The organism is Paenibacillus sp. 7541, from assembly GCF_002276395.1.
Classification (GTDB): Bacteria; Bacillota; Bacilli; order Paenibacillales; family Paenibacillaceae; genus Paenibacillus_AQ; species Paenibacillus_AQ campinasensis.
In genome coordinates, this window is the sequence record NZ_NQLZ01000010.1 from 1 (window position 1) to 14,837 (window position 14,837).

At 49.4% G+C, this 14,837-nt stretch carries 15 protein-coding genes and 3 pseudogenes; 3 read left to right on the forward strand and 15 right to left on the reverse strand.

Annotated elements, in window-relative coordinates; genetic code table 11:
• Positions 1-117: 117 nt before the first annotated feature.
• Positions 118-414, forward strand: a complete 297-nt coding sequence (locus CHH75_RS05985) for a hypothetical protein (RefSeq protein WP_095397717.1) — start codon at positions 118-120, stop codon at positions 412-414.
• A 70-nt stretch (positions 415-484) separates the two neighbouring features.
• On the opposite strand, the pseudogene CHH75_RS05990 reads toward CHH75_RS05985, so the two are convergent.
• From CHH75_RS05990 to CHH75_RS06005, 5 genes and pseudogenes are all read right to left on the reverse strand, one after another.
• Positions 485-1,580, reverse strand: a pseudogene (locus CHH75_RS05990) (IS3 family transposase).
• Between the two features lie 129 nt (positions 1,581-1,709).
• Positions 1,710-2,153 (reverse strand): hypothetical protein, encoded by a 444-nt coding sequence (locus CHH75_RS05995; protein ID WP_176475481.1) that lies wholly within the window; start codon positions 2,151-2,153, stop codon positions 1,710-1,712.
• A gap of 310 nt (positions 2,154-2,463) precedes the next feature.
• Positions 2,464-2,613 (reverse strand): annotated as a pseudogene (locus tag CHH75_RS25535) (sigma factor-like helix-turn-helix DNA-binding protein); the annotation flags it as partial.
• A gap of 15 nt (positions 2,614-2,628) precedes the next feature.
• Positions 2,629-2,895 (reverse strand): hypothetical protein, encoded by a 267-nt coding sequence (locus CHH75_RS24790; RefSeq protein WP_095397719.1) that lies wholly within the window; start codon positions 2,893-2,895, stop codon positions 2,629-2,631.
• Between the two features lie 76 nt (positions 2,896-2,971).
• A complete protein-coding gene (locus tag CHH75_RS06005; protein WP_095397720.1) occupies positions 2,972-4,096 on the reverse strand; it encodes a replicative DNA helicase in 1,125 nt (374 codons plus the stop codon).
• A gap of 179 nt (positions 4,097-4,275) precedes the next feature.
• Here CHH75_RS06005 and CHH75_RS06015 point away from each other — a divergent pair, with 179 nt between their 5' ends.
• Positions 4,276-4,800 (forward strand): site-specific integrase, encoded by a 525-nt coding sequence (locus tag CHH75_RS06015; RefSeq protein ID WP_255222977.1) that lies wholly within the window; start codon positions 4,276-4,278, stop codon positions 4,798-4,800.
• 171 nt (positions 4,801-4,971) lie between these two features.
• On the opposite strand, the gene rlmD is transcribed toward CHH75_RS06015, so the two are convergent.
• The 5 genes from rlmD to CHH75_RS06035 all read right to left on the reverse strand — a co-directional run bounded on the left by rlmD (position 4,972) and on the right by CHH75_RS06035 (position 9,085).
• Positions 4,972-6,639, reverse strand: a complete 1,668-nt coding sequence (gene rlmD, locus CHH75_RS06020; protein ID WP_095397722.1) for a 23S rRNA (uracil(1939)-C(5))-methyltransferase RlmD — start codon at positions 6,637-6,639, stop codon at positions 4,972-4,974.
• Positions 6,640-6,980: 341 nt separating this feature from the next.
• Positions 6,981-7,106 (reverse strand): hypothetical protein, encoded by a 126-nt coding sequence (locus CHH75_RS25210; protein ID WP_255222978.1) that lies wholly within the window; start codon positions 7,104-7,106, stop codon positions 6,981-6,983.
• Positions 7,107-7,124: 18 nt separating this feature from the next.
• Entirely contained in the window at positions 7,125-8,006 is an 882-nt protein-coding gene (locus CHH75_RS06025) for a diacylglycerol kinase (RefSeq protein WP_095265634.1), read from the reverse strand.
• An 18-nt stretch (positions 8,007-8,024) separates the two neighbouring features.
• Entirely contained in the window at positions 8,025-8,795 is a 771-nt protein-coding gene (locus CHH75_RS06030; protein WP_095265635.1) for a sirohydrochlorin chelatase, read from the reverse strand.
• Positions 8,795-9,085, reverse strand: coding sequence for a YerC/YecD family TrpR-related protein (locus tag CHH75_RS06035; RefSeq protein ID WP_095265636.1), 291 nt, complete (start codon positions 9,083-9,085; stop codon positions 8,795-8,797). Before CHH75_RS06035 ends, CHH75_RS06030 begins: the two co-directional genes overlap by 1 nt.
• A gap of 294 nt (positions 9,086-9,379) precedes the next feature.
• Between CHH75_RS06035 and CHH75_RS06040 the strand changes: the two genes are divergently transcribed.
• Positions 9,380-9,994, forward strand: coding sequence for a hypothetical protein (locus CHH75_RS06040; protein ID WP_095265637.1), 615 nt, complete (start codon positions 9,380-9,382; stop codon positions 9,992-9,994).
• A gap of 129 nt (positions 9,995-10,123) precedes the next feature.
• Here CHH75_RS06040 and CHH75_RS06045 read toward each other — a convergent pair whose 3' ends face one another.
• The 5 genes and pseudogenes from CHH75_RS06045 to CHH75_RS06065 all read right to left on the reverse strand — a co-directional run bounded on the left by CHH75_RS06045 (position 10,124) and on the right by CHH75_RS06065 (position 14,580).
• Positions 10,124-10,489 (reverse strand): YrhK family protein, encoded by a 366-nt coding sequence (locus CHH75_RS06045; protein WP_095265638.1) that lies wholly within the window; start codon positions 10,487-10,489, stop codon positions 10,124-10,126.
• 38 nt (positions 10,490-10,527) lie between these two features.
• Positions 10,528-11,486: pseudogene (gene corA / locus CHH75_RS06050) on the reverse strand (magnesium/cobalt transporter CorA).
• Between the two features lie 134 nt (positions 11,487-11,620).
• On the reverse strand, positions 11,621-12,610 hold the full coding sequence (locus tag CHH75_RS06055) for an inorganic phosphate transporter (RefSeq protein WP_095265640.1): 990 nt from the start codon (positions 12,608-12,610) through the stop codon (positions 11,621-11,623).
• Positions 12,611-12,625: 15 nt separating this feature from the next.
• Positions 12,626-13,240: a DUF47 domain-containing protein gene (locus tag CHH75_RS06060; protein WP_095265641.1), complete on the reverse strand. Its 615-nt coding sequence runs from the start codon at positions 13,238-13,240 to the stop codon at positions 12,626-12,628.
• Between the two features lie 218 nt (positions 13,241-13,458).
• Positions 13,459-14,580, reverse strand: coding sequence for a DUF3048 domain-containing protein (locus CHH75_RS06065; protein ID WP_095397723.1), 1,122 nt, complete (start codon positions 14,578-14,580; stop codon positions 13,459-13,461).
• Between the last annotated feature and the right edge of the window lie 257 nt (positions 14,581-14,837).

Sequence of the window (14,837 nt, forward strand, 5' to 3'; positions counted from 1 at the left end):
AAAATAGAAAAGTTATACAAAATATCAAAAAAGTTCTCTAAATGAACCAAACTTTATTTGATACCAATGTGTTTTTATATGTAGGGACTCAGAAAATCTTAATTGGGAGGAGAAGCAATGCAAGAAAAAAGCAAATCAATTATTCTAATTGGAATCTTAATTTGTCTTATAATGATCGCTCTTAAGCCAGGCCCCTCATTTAATAATAATGCTCCTGATTCTCCATCATACGCCAGCAAGTTAGTTGTCCAGTTAGCCGAGAACAGAATAGCTATAGTTGAAACAGAACCTAATTCTGGACTGAGTGGAGAAGTAATTGTTTTGGAGTTCAATGAGAATAGAAAGACCTTTGATCCTATTGGAAGATATAATTATCTTGACTTTTTTAGAAATCCTGAAAAATACAATTTCTGAAAAAAATGAATCTTTAAAAGACGGGACTGACCCCTGTTTGTGAGACAGGGATCAAAACACCTTTCAAGTTCTAAGCAGCCAGTTGCCGGAAATGAACCGGCGACTGGTTATTTAGTTTTGTTTGAATGCGAATTGAGTTATAGTAAGTAATGTAGTCTTGAACGGTTTGTTCGACGATTGCCGTCGTCGTACAAGTTAAACCTTCGAGATAGAACGTTTCAGACTTTAGCGTGGAATGAAACGATTCGATGGGGGCATTATCAGCGGGTGTACCCTTGCGGGACATGCTCATGGTAATGCCTTTTCCCTTTACAGCTTCTTGATACGCCACGCTGCCCTGGTCGCTATGGAGCACCGTGCCTGGCAGATCGGGTAACTGGCCCAGTGTGTCCAGCACGAATGCCGTGTCTTGCTGTCAGCTATACTGTAGGCCACAATCTCTCCATTAAACAAGTCCAAAATACTCGACAGGTATAACGTTTTTCCGCCAAACGGCAAATACGTAATATCTGTAGTTTTTGCATGGGGGCATCGGCCTCGAATTGACGCTTTAACAGGTGTTCTGCGATGTAGGCTGGTTGCCCCGTAGGTTTGCGTTTCTTCACTTTAACACGGCATTGCAGCCCCTCGTTCTGCATAATCCGCTGTACACGTTTGTGGTTAATCCTGTGCTCTCTCCGAAGCATTCCATGATCTTTCGAGTTCACGAATTTTCTCCACCATGTGATCTTTGTAGCTACTCCATAGGCGGCTTTCCAGCGACAGTAAGTGGCACGAGGAATTCCGATCCATGCACACGCTTGGCTCACACTGACGTCCCCTCGAATGGACTCCACCCACTCTACTACAATCTTCGGGCACACCTCCTTTCCATTTCCCTGTACTTTTTTAGCAGATCTAATTGTTGCTTCAAAAACCGATTCTCAGCCTTTACTTTCTCCATTTCTGAAGTATATTCAGGCCCTTTGCCCGTAGCCATACTGTTTACCCACAGGCTGCTCTAACCGATTCCATTCTCCCTTACGGTACCATCTCATCCAGGTTTCCACTTGTGTCTTATTTCGTATATTCAGTTGTTCCATGACTTCTTTTACGGGAATGCCAGCTAATCTCATTTCGATGGCTTTCATCTTCACTTCTATCGGGTAGCTTACTCTAGTTGCCAACGCAAAAACACCTCCAAGGTTGCCTCCATATCTTACGACATGGCTGCATTCTCTTGAAGGTGTTTTAATTTGTCTCACGCTATGGGGTCAGTCCCCAACGACTTTTTTAACTAATGCGTTTATTGTTATTTAATCTTTTAATTTTATGAAACCTTGAGAGCCTACTCCTCCAACTACTTCAATGCTGCCTTGTTCTTCAAGCCTTCTCAAAAGTGCTTTTAATTCTCTCATCGATATATCAAGCTTTTGGTTGTATATAGCTTCCCACAGTACTTGTATATGCACGACTCTTTTTTTAGATTGCAATGACTTAATAGTACTTAATAATGCATTTGGACCTAAAACTGTAATCGAGCTGAAAAAATTGTTTTTACTCTTAATTTTCTCCAATTCTTGTATTGTCTTATCTTTAGCATCAACAATTCTTTGAGGGGCTTCTGGTCCATCCCCCTGGTTCCCCTTAATTTTGAATTCGAGGTCATTTATGGCCTTTTGAACATCATGTTTTATCTCATCCACTTCTCTTAATTTCTCATCATTGTATTTTTCCAAAGTTTCGCTAACCTTCTGCAAGCTATTTATGTTATGAATCAATTCATTAATCTTACCAGTCAAATCTGCCGTTTGGTTAGAGTTGTCTGAAGACTGAAAGAAAAGAGTATAGCTATAATAGCTAGTGCAATGGAAGAAAGTGTTGAAGCAAAAGATAGTTTAGAATTAGCCAATGACGGATTGTCTGTATAGAGGGTGATTAAAAAGATAATCGAGAATATTAACATCAAAATCCAATAAGTAAGATCTTTTCTGTCCGGAAACTGTTTCCTTTTCAAATTAATGTTAACCCCCACTTTTTAATCTTTTCTTCATTTTGCCATAATTCAAGCTACCCTACAAGAAATAAACTACTTGCTTTGTTGTCTGCAATTTTCTTTTCTGATCTTTCTAGCATCGTCTGAACTGCGCTTTTGGTAATACCCATCTCAAGAGCCACCTGCCGCAAACTGAAGCAAAGACCAAAATGTAGAATGTAAGCTTGCTTCTCTCTCGCTTAATGTAGAAAGTGCATCCTCAATCTGAAACCGTTCAAACTCTGACAATGTTGTAGGGCTTCCGCAAGCTGCTGGCTGGGCGTATGATTGCATTCGCAGTGGATCGAAAGAAATTTCTCCTTATCTTCCTGATCGTCGGTGTATACCCCGTTTAGGGCCCGGATTACGACCTTTTTAATCCAATCAATTGCAAACTGAACATCGGATAACATACTGTTCAGCAGTTTCATTTCTACTTCATCAGTCACTTTGCTTTTTACGCTCATAAGTGTGGCTCTTGTTTTCTTATATTCCAGCAATAAATATCATTCAAAGCTTTCACCCCTCCAGACAATTTTTCTATCAGGCTTGCTTTGGAAACAATTCAGTTATTCTCATTCTTCGCTGAACTAATCTTCTTCGTTCCTTATTTTCATATAATTGGCTACACAATTTGTTGTACTTCGACATCGCCAATTCATATTTCTGATGGGCAGGGCCGATCTGCTCAAGGTACTCAGCGCCTTTGATTATATTTTCTCGCAATCGATTCTCATGATATTGAACAAGTTCATTGAATAATCCCTCGAAATGATCGTATATTTCTCCCCTCGTATTAGCTTCACAAACCCTGCTTAAAAAGTTCAAATAAGTATCAGGCTCCATTTCGCCTTTTTGATAAGCTGCCTCAACTTGCCGAATCAGCATATCTTGATATCGCGCTATAAGTTGTTCATTATCCTCGGCGTAATTCAGTGATACGCTGTGTGGTTCGGTCATAATGCAATTCCACCTTTCCGCATTTTCCGTTACGCTGCTTGGTAAAATTGACTTCCAGAATGTTTTGTTTCTCACTATTCGGATCGTAATATCCCGGTACAGAAGGGCTATAACATCGGCGTTCGTTTCTATACCTGTACTCCCCGATAAGTCTGCATTACCAGGACGTTTATCTTTGCGATCCTCTACGCCACGCACCACTTGGGACAACCCCATCACATGACAATCACATTCCTTTGCTGCTGCCCGAAGTTTCCGGCATACCCTCGCCAGTGCGCTGCCACCGTTATCGTTGATCTCGCCTTGTTCTTTAACATCCTGCAAGTAGTCCACTACTACGAAATCAAGCCCCTGTGTTCGTTTAAGTCTTCGCATTTCGTCCGCGATATAGTCTGCGGAAACCGCCCTCGTAGCGTCTATATAGAGCTTCTTTAGCTCGTCTTTGTACTTTTGCATGTTCTGGTAATGATTCGGAGCCAACCTTCCCGTTCTAAACAGTTCGAAATTAACCTGCATCAAATTGGACATCATCCGAAAGTATAACTGTTGTTTGGACATTTCGAGGGAGAACATAGCGCACTTATAACCGTTGCTTAGGCGTAGAAACATTTCAATTACGAACACAGTCTTCCCCATACTAGTCCGTGCTCCTACTACTGAAAAATCCTTCCTGTGCCAGCCCGTTGTCATTCCATCAATCGTGCTCATGCCGGTTAATAGTCCGAATGCTAAGGCGGGATCCTGGGCAACCTTTCATTACGTAGTCAACCCACTCTTCTACATCGCGTTCAGGGTCGCTGCTATCCTTACTTCCACTAGTGTTCAACTCAAAAACGGACTTTTGCAAACTCCGTAACATTTCGTCGGGGTCTTCACCCATAACGGCTGTGTCTACCACCTTCCGTGATATTTCCAGAAGCTTTTGTCGCAACAGATTCTTCTTCATCAAAGAACCCAAGACTAAAAATTCTAAACGCAAAGTTGCGCTGCCGGCTTCTGTTCTTGAGGAACTGAGGGAATATTACGCCTATAGAGTTAAAGAAAGAGACAAGCTTGGTGATGCATGGAATGGAAGAGATATTGAAGGCAGGGAATGGAACTTCGTCTTCTCACATCCGGACGGAACACCGTTTCACCATGAGCGTCCATATCTTTGGTTTAGACAGTTCATAATGAAAAATGGATTACGATATATTCGCTTCCACGATTTACGCCATACATCGGCTACGTTGCTGATTAATCAAGGAGTTCATGCTAAGATTATTTCAGAACGGCTAGGACATGGAAATATAACGACAACTATGAACATACACGGCCATGCTTTACGATCCGCTGACCAAGCAGCGGCCGATAAATTGGATTCACTGTTTTCCACACGTAAAGAAAAGAATAGCAAAAAGACACTCGGTTAATTTTGCTGAGTGTCTATTTTTGTGTAGAAATTATCACTATTTATTGGAGATTAACATGAAGTTTCACATCAAATTTCACATCATTTGCTTATACCCTCACCTGTTATATTCAGAACCAACAATCGGTTACACATCTAAAACCCTTGATATAAAAGGGGTTTTCGATCTGTATTATTCTCGAACGAGTAACGCAACACTCTCCACATGCACCGTATGTGGGAACATATCCACCGGCTGCACCTCGACGGTGCGGTAGCCGCCGTCTTCCAGAATCCGCAAATCGCGGGCCAGCGTTGAAGGGTTGCAGCTTACATACACGACCCGCTCCGGCTTCATCTGCAGGATCGTGTCCAGCAGGCGAGGGTCGCAGCCCTTGCGCGGGGGATCGACGACGATGACGTCGGCCTCGATGCCCTGCTCTTTCCACTTCGGAATGACATCCTCAGAGGCGCCGACCGCAAACTCGACATGATCCATCCCGTTCAATCTCGCATTGGCGCGGGCGTCCTCGATGGCTTCTTTTACAATTTCAACGCCATATACCTTCTTGGCATGCTGGGCCAGGAACAGCGAGATCGTGCCAATGCCGCAGTAGGCATCGATGACCGTCTCGTTGCCGGTCAGTCCGGCGTACTCCACCGTTTTGCTGTACAGGACCTCCGTCTGAACCGGATTCACTTGGTAGAAAGATCGGGCCGAAATCGCAAACTTCACATCCCCAATATAGTCATGAATGACTTCGCTTCCCCATAATACACGGGTAACATCGCCGAAGATGACATTCGTCTTGCGCGTATTCACATTCTGGCAGATGCTGACGACAGCAGGAAGCTCCTTGCGGATAGCTGCGATCCATTCATCTGCATGCGGAATCCGGTCCCCGTTCGTCACAAGGACAATCATCATCTCCTGTGTGGCAAATCCGATCTTCACCACCACATGGCGCAGCAGCCCCTTCCCGGTCTCCTCATCATATGCGGTAATGCCAAGACGTCGGCCCAGCTCCTTAATGCGGCTCACCACTTCGTCATTGTGCTCATGCTGAATGAGGCAGGCTTCCATATCGATAATGCGATGACTGCCTCTGGCATAGAAACCGCCGACAAGGCCGCCCTCCGTTACACCGATCGGAACCTGCGACTTATTGCGATAGCGCCACGGGTTGCTCATGCCAAGCGTCGGAAGAACCCGAATGCCGTCCCTTGGATCTTCTGTGGATTGAGCCCCGGCTGTCAAACTTCCTGTGGCATTCTCTCCTGCGGAGAGTTTCCCTGTGGCTTGACTCCCGGTCACTGATCCCTCTGCCGATTGGCCTACGCCTACCACTGCCTGATCCAAGCTAGCGGAATCGCCCCGTCCAGCAGCTTCCCCTGCCAAGAGTTCTGCCTGTTCCCCCTCTTCTGCCTCACCTGATACCTGCGGCTCCCGAAGCACCGTCAGCTTCCCGATCCGCTCCAGGTTGTCCACCACCAGCTGGCGCTTCCAGTCAAGCTGTGCGGTGTAGTCCATATGCTGCAGCTGGCATCCGCCGCATTGGTCATAGATCGGGCATGGGGCAGCGATCCGGCTTGGGCTCGCTTCGACCAGCTCCAGCAGTTTCGCGTAACCGTACTGTTTCTTGGTCTTGAGTACTTTGACACGGACCTTCTCTCCCGGCAGTGCTCCCTGCACGAACAAGGTATAGCCGTCGGCGCGGCCCACGCCTTCTCCGTCATGATTCATTCCGATAATATCGATGACCACTTCATCGTTCTTCGCAACCGGCAGTCCGGCAAGCGCTGCCGATGCTGCTGATGGGCTGCCGGGGCGCGCTTTGCGTCCACTGCGGTTTTTGTTCATAATGGATTGTCACTTCTTTCATTTAACTTGTTCATATGTTGCCTATTCATCAAAGGCATGATATATGATCGCCCCGAACGCGCGGGCTGTCGTTTATTCTATCGGTACTCTTGTTCTATCAGTACACTTGTTCTATCAATACCGTTATTCTATCGAACGGCCTCATATGGCCGCTGCTTTCCACTCTCACAACTGACACCCATGAACCTGGCCTTCCGGTTACACTCTCCACACCATATAACCAGCATAGCCAGATCCCGTCAAAATAAAAAGCTCCCTCAAGGGAGCCTTGCCACTACACTACTCTCCGTCCATCATTATACGGGAGCGTTGTTCCATATTCAATCTATTGCGGGCGGTCCGGGTTCCCTTGCCGCCAGTGCAATTTTCAACCTACCGCTCATACTGCCGTCCACCATCGCAATCTTCCACGACTGAACGTCCACCATGCATGCGGCAACTTCCAAGTTCACCCTCACGTATCATCATGCAAAAATACGCAGATGCTGCGGCAGAATGCGGAACGTGCCGGGCAGCACACCGCCAAACTCGCCGTCCAGGTTCAGCTGAACCTGTCCCGGAGAGACCACCTCCATATAGTCGGTGCGGAAGTGAACCACCTTCTTGTCATGCACATGCTCACCGCGCAGGGCGAGTGTAGCCACGCGGACGAACTCGGCCAGATTGCATTTGCGCAGCGCGATGACATCGAACAAGCCATCGTCGATGCTGGCTCCCGGAGCCAGCTTCTCGAAGCCGCCGACCGAGTTGCTGTTGGCGATGAGAAACAGCATGAATTCATCATGAATCGGCATATGGCCGTTGGCCTGAATCATGAGCTCCTGCGGCGCCAGGCTGACCATTTTCTCGATTCCCTTCAAATAATAAGCCAGCTGTCCGATCATCGTCTTCAGCCTGCTTGGAACCTCATAGGTCAGCTCGGTCAGCGTGCCGCCTCCGGCAATATTGATAAAATAGCGGTCATTGGCCTTCCCGACATCAATCGCCCGCGTCTGGTTTCGGATCACCAGGTCACAGTATTCCTCCCAGTTCTTCGAAATGCCAAGCGCACGTGCAAAGTCATTGGTCGTTCCTACAGGGAAGATCCCGAGCGGAGGCAAGTTATCCTTGCCCGCCATCCCGTTGATGACCTCGTTCAGCGTCCCGTCACCGCCCGCAGCGATGACAAGATCATAGCCTCGCTCTACCGCCTCGGCTGCCTCGCGCGTCGCGTCGCCCTCCCCCGTTGTTGCATGGCAGGAGGCCTCGATACCCGCACCATCCAGCCGATCCAGAATGTCGGCCAGCCTACGCTTCATTTCCTCCCGCCCGGAGGTCGGGTTATATATCAATCTTGCATTTCTCATCAAGGATACGCCACCTATTTACAAATTCAAGGATTGCAGAAGATGGACCGCCTGAGACTCCATCCACTGCGTAAGCAGCGGGTGAGGAAGCAGCGTGTGACCCGAATAGCGGCAATTAAGACCCGCGAGCCGCTCCGGTATCACCTTCTCCGTAAAGTACCCCTCACTTAAAAAAAGCGGAGCCACGATGACATCGCAGCCGCGCTCCTTCCAAAGAATGGCCTTATCCCGGACATCGCCGGGACTTAGCAGAGCATAATCCGCGTTGGTACCACTTATTTCGCTAACACGCCGGCCGAGCGAGGACATGCCCTGTTCCCAGCGTCGGCGAAAACTGCCATGCCTGCTGCCGTGACCGATAAGGAGCACAACCTCCTTCTCCGGCTGAACCGACAGCGCTTTAACTTTATCCCATACCATCAGGGCAACGTCCGGATCATCGTCCATCGGTGTGCCAAAATGAACACGAGCCTGAACCTGAAACAGGTCAAGCTCCGTCTCCAGCTCGGGAACGTCCTTCGCGCCGATCGCGTAGGCTATTTCATCCACATGTGTGCTTCCTGCCGATATAAACAGCGGAATGACCAGCAGATCGGTAACGCCCTTAGACTCCAGCGCGGTAATGCCATCTTGAATCAGCCGCCCTTCCACCAGCTCAAGATAGGAGGAATAGACCGGCATATCGAGCCGGGCTGCCAGCTTCCCGACAGCTTCGTCCACCAGCGACACCCACTTCGGCTCACGCGAGCCGTGACTGATAACCAGTACCCCCGGCTTGATGGTGCTCATTAGCGGCCTAGACGCTCCAACGTCATTTTATACCCGTCGTTCCCGTAGTTCAAACAGCGCTTCACGCGCGAAATGGTGGCCGTGCTGGCTCCGGTTTCTGCTTCAATCTGGTTGTATGTGCAACCCTTGCCCAGCATCCGCGCCACCTCTAACCGCTGGGACAGGGACTGGATTTCGTTAACGGTGCAGAGATCATCGAAAAATATGTAGCATTCCTCGATATTTTTCAGCGTCAAAATCGCCTCGAATAATTGATCAATACTTTTATCATTTAACTTCTTCAACTGCACTGGATGATCATCCCCTATTGTTACTGTGTATAACACTCGCATACTCATTGTACCCGAGCGGATACAGTCTTTTCAAGCATTAACGATTTCACGCACTGCAGGACTCCACCCGGCCAGGCAACCGCATCTCGAATCCGGCCGCCAAGGCGCATCCTGCTTCTGCCTTCATCCCCCGCAGTCCCTATAGGCGCTCGCCCGATTCAGCTCCTATCCCGCCAATTCGGGCATACGCCTAAACCCATTGTAGGCATTCATCATACAGTATAGTATCAATCAAAAAAGGAAAGTGATATCATGTCTGGTCATTCGCACTATTATCACCGACGGTCTGCTTCCACACGATCGCTCAATGAATCACTGCCATCCGAAACACCGCCATCGACGCCTTACCCGGGCATCTCTCCATACAGCGAATATCCCGAAGTAGGAGCCTCCTCGGTGTATCCTTACACCGATATTCCGGCGAGTGCCTCACCGGTTCCGGGAGCGGATACAGCCATGAACACAGCGGCTTTGGCTCCCGACAGCAGCTCGGGTGGACTGTCCAGCCTGTTCGGGGGAGGCAGCGGCAGCGGTGGCAGCGGCGGGCTGCTGTCCGGTCTTGGCATCAACAACATGAATGATGTCAAAGGCCTCATCGACCGGATGGGCGGCATTGACGGCATCATGGCTAATATCGGCAAAGTTCAGAAAATCATGCAGGGGGTACAGCAAATGGCCCCCATGATCTCCCTGCTGACCGGTGCCCTGGGCAAAAAGAAAGCCGCAACCCCGCCTGTCGCCCATACCGATCACGACGATGATGCTATCGAGTACACGGTCCGCAGACGCCGCCGCAGATCCGGCACGAAGCGAACCGGCAGCGCTGGCAAATCCTCGGGTGCAGCAAGACGCAAACGCCGGGGATAAACGGGCCTGCCAAAAAAGCGAAGCGCGTAGCTCCTCCCATTCCCGGCAGAGAGCAGCTTCCATGTTTCCACAATGCCCGCCCTTGGCAGATGCTATACCTGTTAGGGCGGGTTTCTACCTACATACCGATTACCGGCTCCAGTTCGCGGCATCCTCTGCCGCTTCCTTGTCATCGCGGTCAATCGCTTTCAGGCGGAACCAGTACGAGCCCCGAATGCCAGACCTCAGGAGCATCGAGATGCTTCCTAATAAATACAGCACCTGCGGGATCGGCCTCGTACCCGGATAAAATAAGCATATGCTCCCGGCTACAAATAACATGCCCGTGAACAGCTCGCTGATCATCATCCCGGCCTCGTACCGATTGGTCACGGTCAGCCTGCGCTTGCGTCGTAAAGACTGCCGAATCCGGCGCAGCGCCCGCAAGCGAGGCGGCGCCTCATCATATTCGTTCCTCTGATGGCTATCCGTCTGTTTGCATGATTCTTGCTTCATCAGGCTCCCCCCCTCTGGGGCCTTTACCCTTTTGCCGCCTATTTAAACCAGCCTCTGCGGACAAACAGCAGCACCATGCTGCCTGCAAGCGACAGCATCAGAAGCAGTACAAACAGGTACCCGTACCGCCACCCCAGCTCCGGCATCACCTCAAAGTTCATCCCGTAAATGCCTGCAATGAGCGTCAGCGGCATGAAGATGGTCGTAATCACGGTCAACGTTTTCATAATATTGTTCATCCGGTTGGAGTTCAGTGAGATGTAGCTGTCCCTGAGATCGGAGGTCATCTCCCGGTCAGCCTCGATCATATCAGTCAGCTTCAGCAGATGATCGTAGATATCGGAAAAATAAGCATGGTGCGCGTGCTTCTCCAAATGCTGCGAGTTCACAATCCGGTACAGCAGATCGCGCATCGGCACCACCGTTCGCCGCAGCCGGAGCAGCCTCGATCTGAGGGCAAACACCTGGTTCATCATATCCTCAATCGAATCCCGTTCTTCCCCCTGGCTCTCCAGCTCACCCAGCTCGTCCTCAATCGCAAATAAGGCCGGAAAATACTGATCCACCAGCTTGTCCATAATCGTGTACGCCGTAAAACTGGGGCCAAAACTCGCCAAACTGCCGCCTCGCGCAATCGCCGTTACACGCTCCCAGGCATCGTCCATCTCCTGCAGATGATCCTGATGGAAGGATACAATGCAGGATGGGCTGAGGAAAATATCCACCTCAACCGCTTCAAGCGTATCCGGATGCAGCGCATGCAGCACAAAAAACTGCGTCTCATCATAATAGTCCAGCTTCGGCCGCTGCAAAGTATGCAGGCAATCCTCCACCGCCAGCGGATGAAAGTGGAAGTAGGCATCCAGCAAATTCGCTTCCTCCGGTGTCGGCCCGCTGAAATCGCCCAAATCCATTCATACTCGTTCCTATCCATTTGGTCCAGCGGCAGTCCTGTGACGACTTCATGATTTTTGGTGACAGCCAGTGTACGAATCACAGTGTACGGTCTCCTTTCGGCATCGATTACACTTCATCATATCGCCAAGCAAAGAAAAAAGCCAATTCGTTCCATCGAATGGCTTTGGGGCATGTACCTCTATATAGTTCATCATTCTATATGGTCATGTAAACCTAAAAAAGAAGCTTAAATATAAGGCCTGCAAGCACCGCCGTAATCGGAATCGTAATGAACCAGGTTACCACGATACGCCCGGCAAGCGACCATTTCACCGCCGAGAACCGCTTCGCGGACCCTACGCCGAGAATCGCTGACGTGATGGCATGTGTCGTGCTGATCGGCAGATGCAGCAGCGTGGCTGTAAAAATAACCGACGCCGCCGAAAAATCGGCTGCAAACCCGTTGATGGGCTCGATTTTGAAAATTTTCGTTCCCATTGTCTTAATAATCTTCCATCCGCCAACCGATGTACCAAGCGCCATCGCGGTTGCCGCGGATATTTTAACCCACAGCGGTACTTCCATCTCCTGCAGCTTGCCTGAGGTTACAAGCGCGAAGGTGATGATGCCCATCGCTTTCTGTGCATCATTCGTGCCGTGCGTAAAAGACTGCAGCGCCGCCGTGAAGATCTGCATCGTCCGAAAGCCTTTGTTGACCGTATGCGGGCTCCGTCTGGCAAAGATCAGTTTCAGCAGCTGCATGACGCTGTAACCTACAACAAAAGCGATAATCGGCGACAGGATAAGCGCCAGCACGATGTCCGTAAATCCGGAATAGTTCAGCTTGTCATTGCCCGCCCCAACGAATACGGCACCGGCCAAGGCGCCAATCAGCGCATGCGAGGAGGAGGACGGCAGTCCGAACCACCAGGTGACAAGATTCCATATAATCGCCGACAGCAGCGTCGCTATAACGACCTGGATTCCGTTGTCCAGATCGGCCGGATCTGCGATACTGCCGCCAATCGTTTTGGCAACACCGGTAAACATCATCGCTCCGATAAAGTTCATCGAAGCGGCAAGCAGAATCGCTGTTCTGGGCTTCAGTGCCCGGGTCGATACAGAAGTGGCAATCGCATTGGCCGTGTCATGGAATCCATTAATGAAATCGAACGCCAAAGCGAGAAAAATAACGATACCTAATACAAGCATTGTTGTTTCCATGAATTCAGGACTCCCTTACGAATTACGCATGATAATCGATTCAAGCATATTGGCTACGTCTTCGCAGGTGTCCGTCGTCGTCTCAAGGCGCTCATAAATTTCCTTGCGCTTGATCAGCTCAATCGGATCAGATACGGAGGCGAACAGGTCTTTCGTGCAGATGCGGAGCAGTTCATCCCCCTGGTTCTCCAGATCGTTCAGGCGGATCGTGTACTCCCGTATGGCCAGCAGCTTTTTCTCCGACAGAAGATGAATCGCCTTCTGAATCTCATAAGCAGACTGACGCAAAATTTCTGCAAATTGAATCATGTAATTATCCGGCTGACCCAGTTGATACATATAGAACCGGGATGCCGTCGCCTCTAGTCCGTCCATTACATCATCCATGCTGGTTGCCAGATCCATAATATCGTCGCGTTCGATCGGTGTGATAAATGTTTTGTTGAGTTCAGTGATGATCGTATGTGTGAACGAATCACACTTCGATTCATACTTCTTCATCTCATTCGCAAATTCAAGGACATCATCAAGCTTGGTCACATGCTGTGAGAAATAATCGGCGGCTTGTACGATCGTATCGGCCATATTTTCCAGTGTTTGAAAGAATATATCTTTCTTCTTTAGTCTCATGTGCTTTTTAACCCCTTTTGTGGATAATCGCCGCGAACGCAAACGGTAAGATGTCTAGACAACCTTGATTATCTTATCACATCCGATGGAAGCTGTGTATAGAAAAGAAATTTTCAGAAATCTCATTCATTATCATTCATGACATAAACAGGGTGTTAAAACAAGTGTAATTTCTGTCATAATGTGCCCGATTTGCCGCGTTTCATCCTTACGCTCCCTTACGGATTCGTAATCGTAAGATGGCTCTCAAAAGGAGGATCATTCGGAACAATATTCAAATAGGTTGTGCCTGGAACGAACGGCACCTCCTGCCCGTCCTTCACAAAACGAATGACATCGCCCGCAGCCCGGACCCATTGCCCCTTGATCGCCCGGCCATTCTGGAACAGCATTGCTTCGCCCCCGCGTTCGAGGTCGATGGCCAAACGGCCAACATCATCCAGCACTTTATGATCAGCGCCAAGCACCATCACATTCGATGCCTTGAGCTGCTCATTATCATTCAGGTCAATATGAGGGTTGCCGTTGATCGTGCGCTTGTACACGTTGGCTTCCGGGTCATATTCGTAACCGACCACATAATTTTTCAGTAAAAAGGTAAGCTCCACCTTGGCTGCTGCTTCTCCGCCTTCCGCTCCCGAAACGGCCACCGCATCCCCGGATTCCGCATTCTCCGATGGATAGAACGTGTATTCAGGAATTGGAACCTCGCTGCTGTAACCAAGCTTGTCCGCGCCTTCACGCAGCTTCTCGTCACTGGCATAGAGATTATGCGGCGCCTTCCGGGAGCTGTCCCGCCAGAAGTAGGCACCTGCGTTTCCGATTTCATCCAGGTCTGCCTTGCCCTGCTGTTGAATGATCGCATAGGCCTCCGGGCTTCCGCCGGCATGGACCAACAATCCGCCATAGCTCTCGCCCAGATCGATCAAATACGGGCGGATGCTGCGAATCGGACCGATGGTATCGATGCCGCTCTGGCTCTGATAGATGCCGACCAGTCGCGTAATTCCGCCTTCTGCCAGCACCTCGACCACGATATCCGCTTGTCCCAGACCGGACTGCGGTCTGGCCGCCGGCGCGTTGTTGATCATGACTGCAAGCGGCCGCTGCGTAACCGGCTCCTCCAATGGCATGCCTGTCAGCGGAGCTGTATAAGGTGCCTCGCCCTCTGCCGTTGCCGGCTCCTCAACCGGTGTCTCCACGGCGACCGGGATTTCCGGCTGCGACTCTTCCTTCGGATTGCTGTTGCAGGCAGACAGCAGCATAACTGCTGCGGCGGATAACAGCGCTATTTTCCAGACCGACCTTAACTTCGTTCGTGTATTGGCATTGTGACTCATCGTTCTCCCCCTAGCTTCGCACTCCCATGCGTAAGTTCAGACCCTTACTTAAACTTCAACATTCATTTAATCATAAATGACGGGCTTTGTCTGTATTGTCATAAGAAAAACCAGCGAGTTGGCTATAGTCCAAAAATAAACATTTAAAATTTTGAGTATAATGTGATTTAAATCACATATATTGTGATTTTTTTCACTTATAATGAAGGTGTAAGGAAGAGATGATCATCTGATAAACAAACAGCGCCTCACCTTTT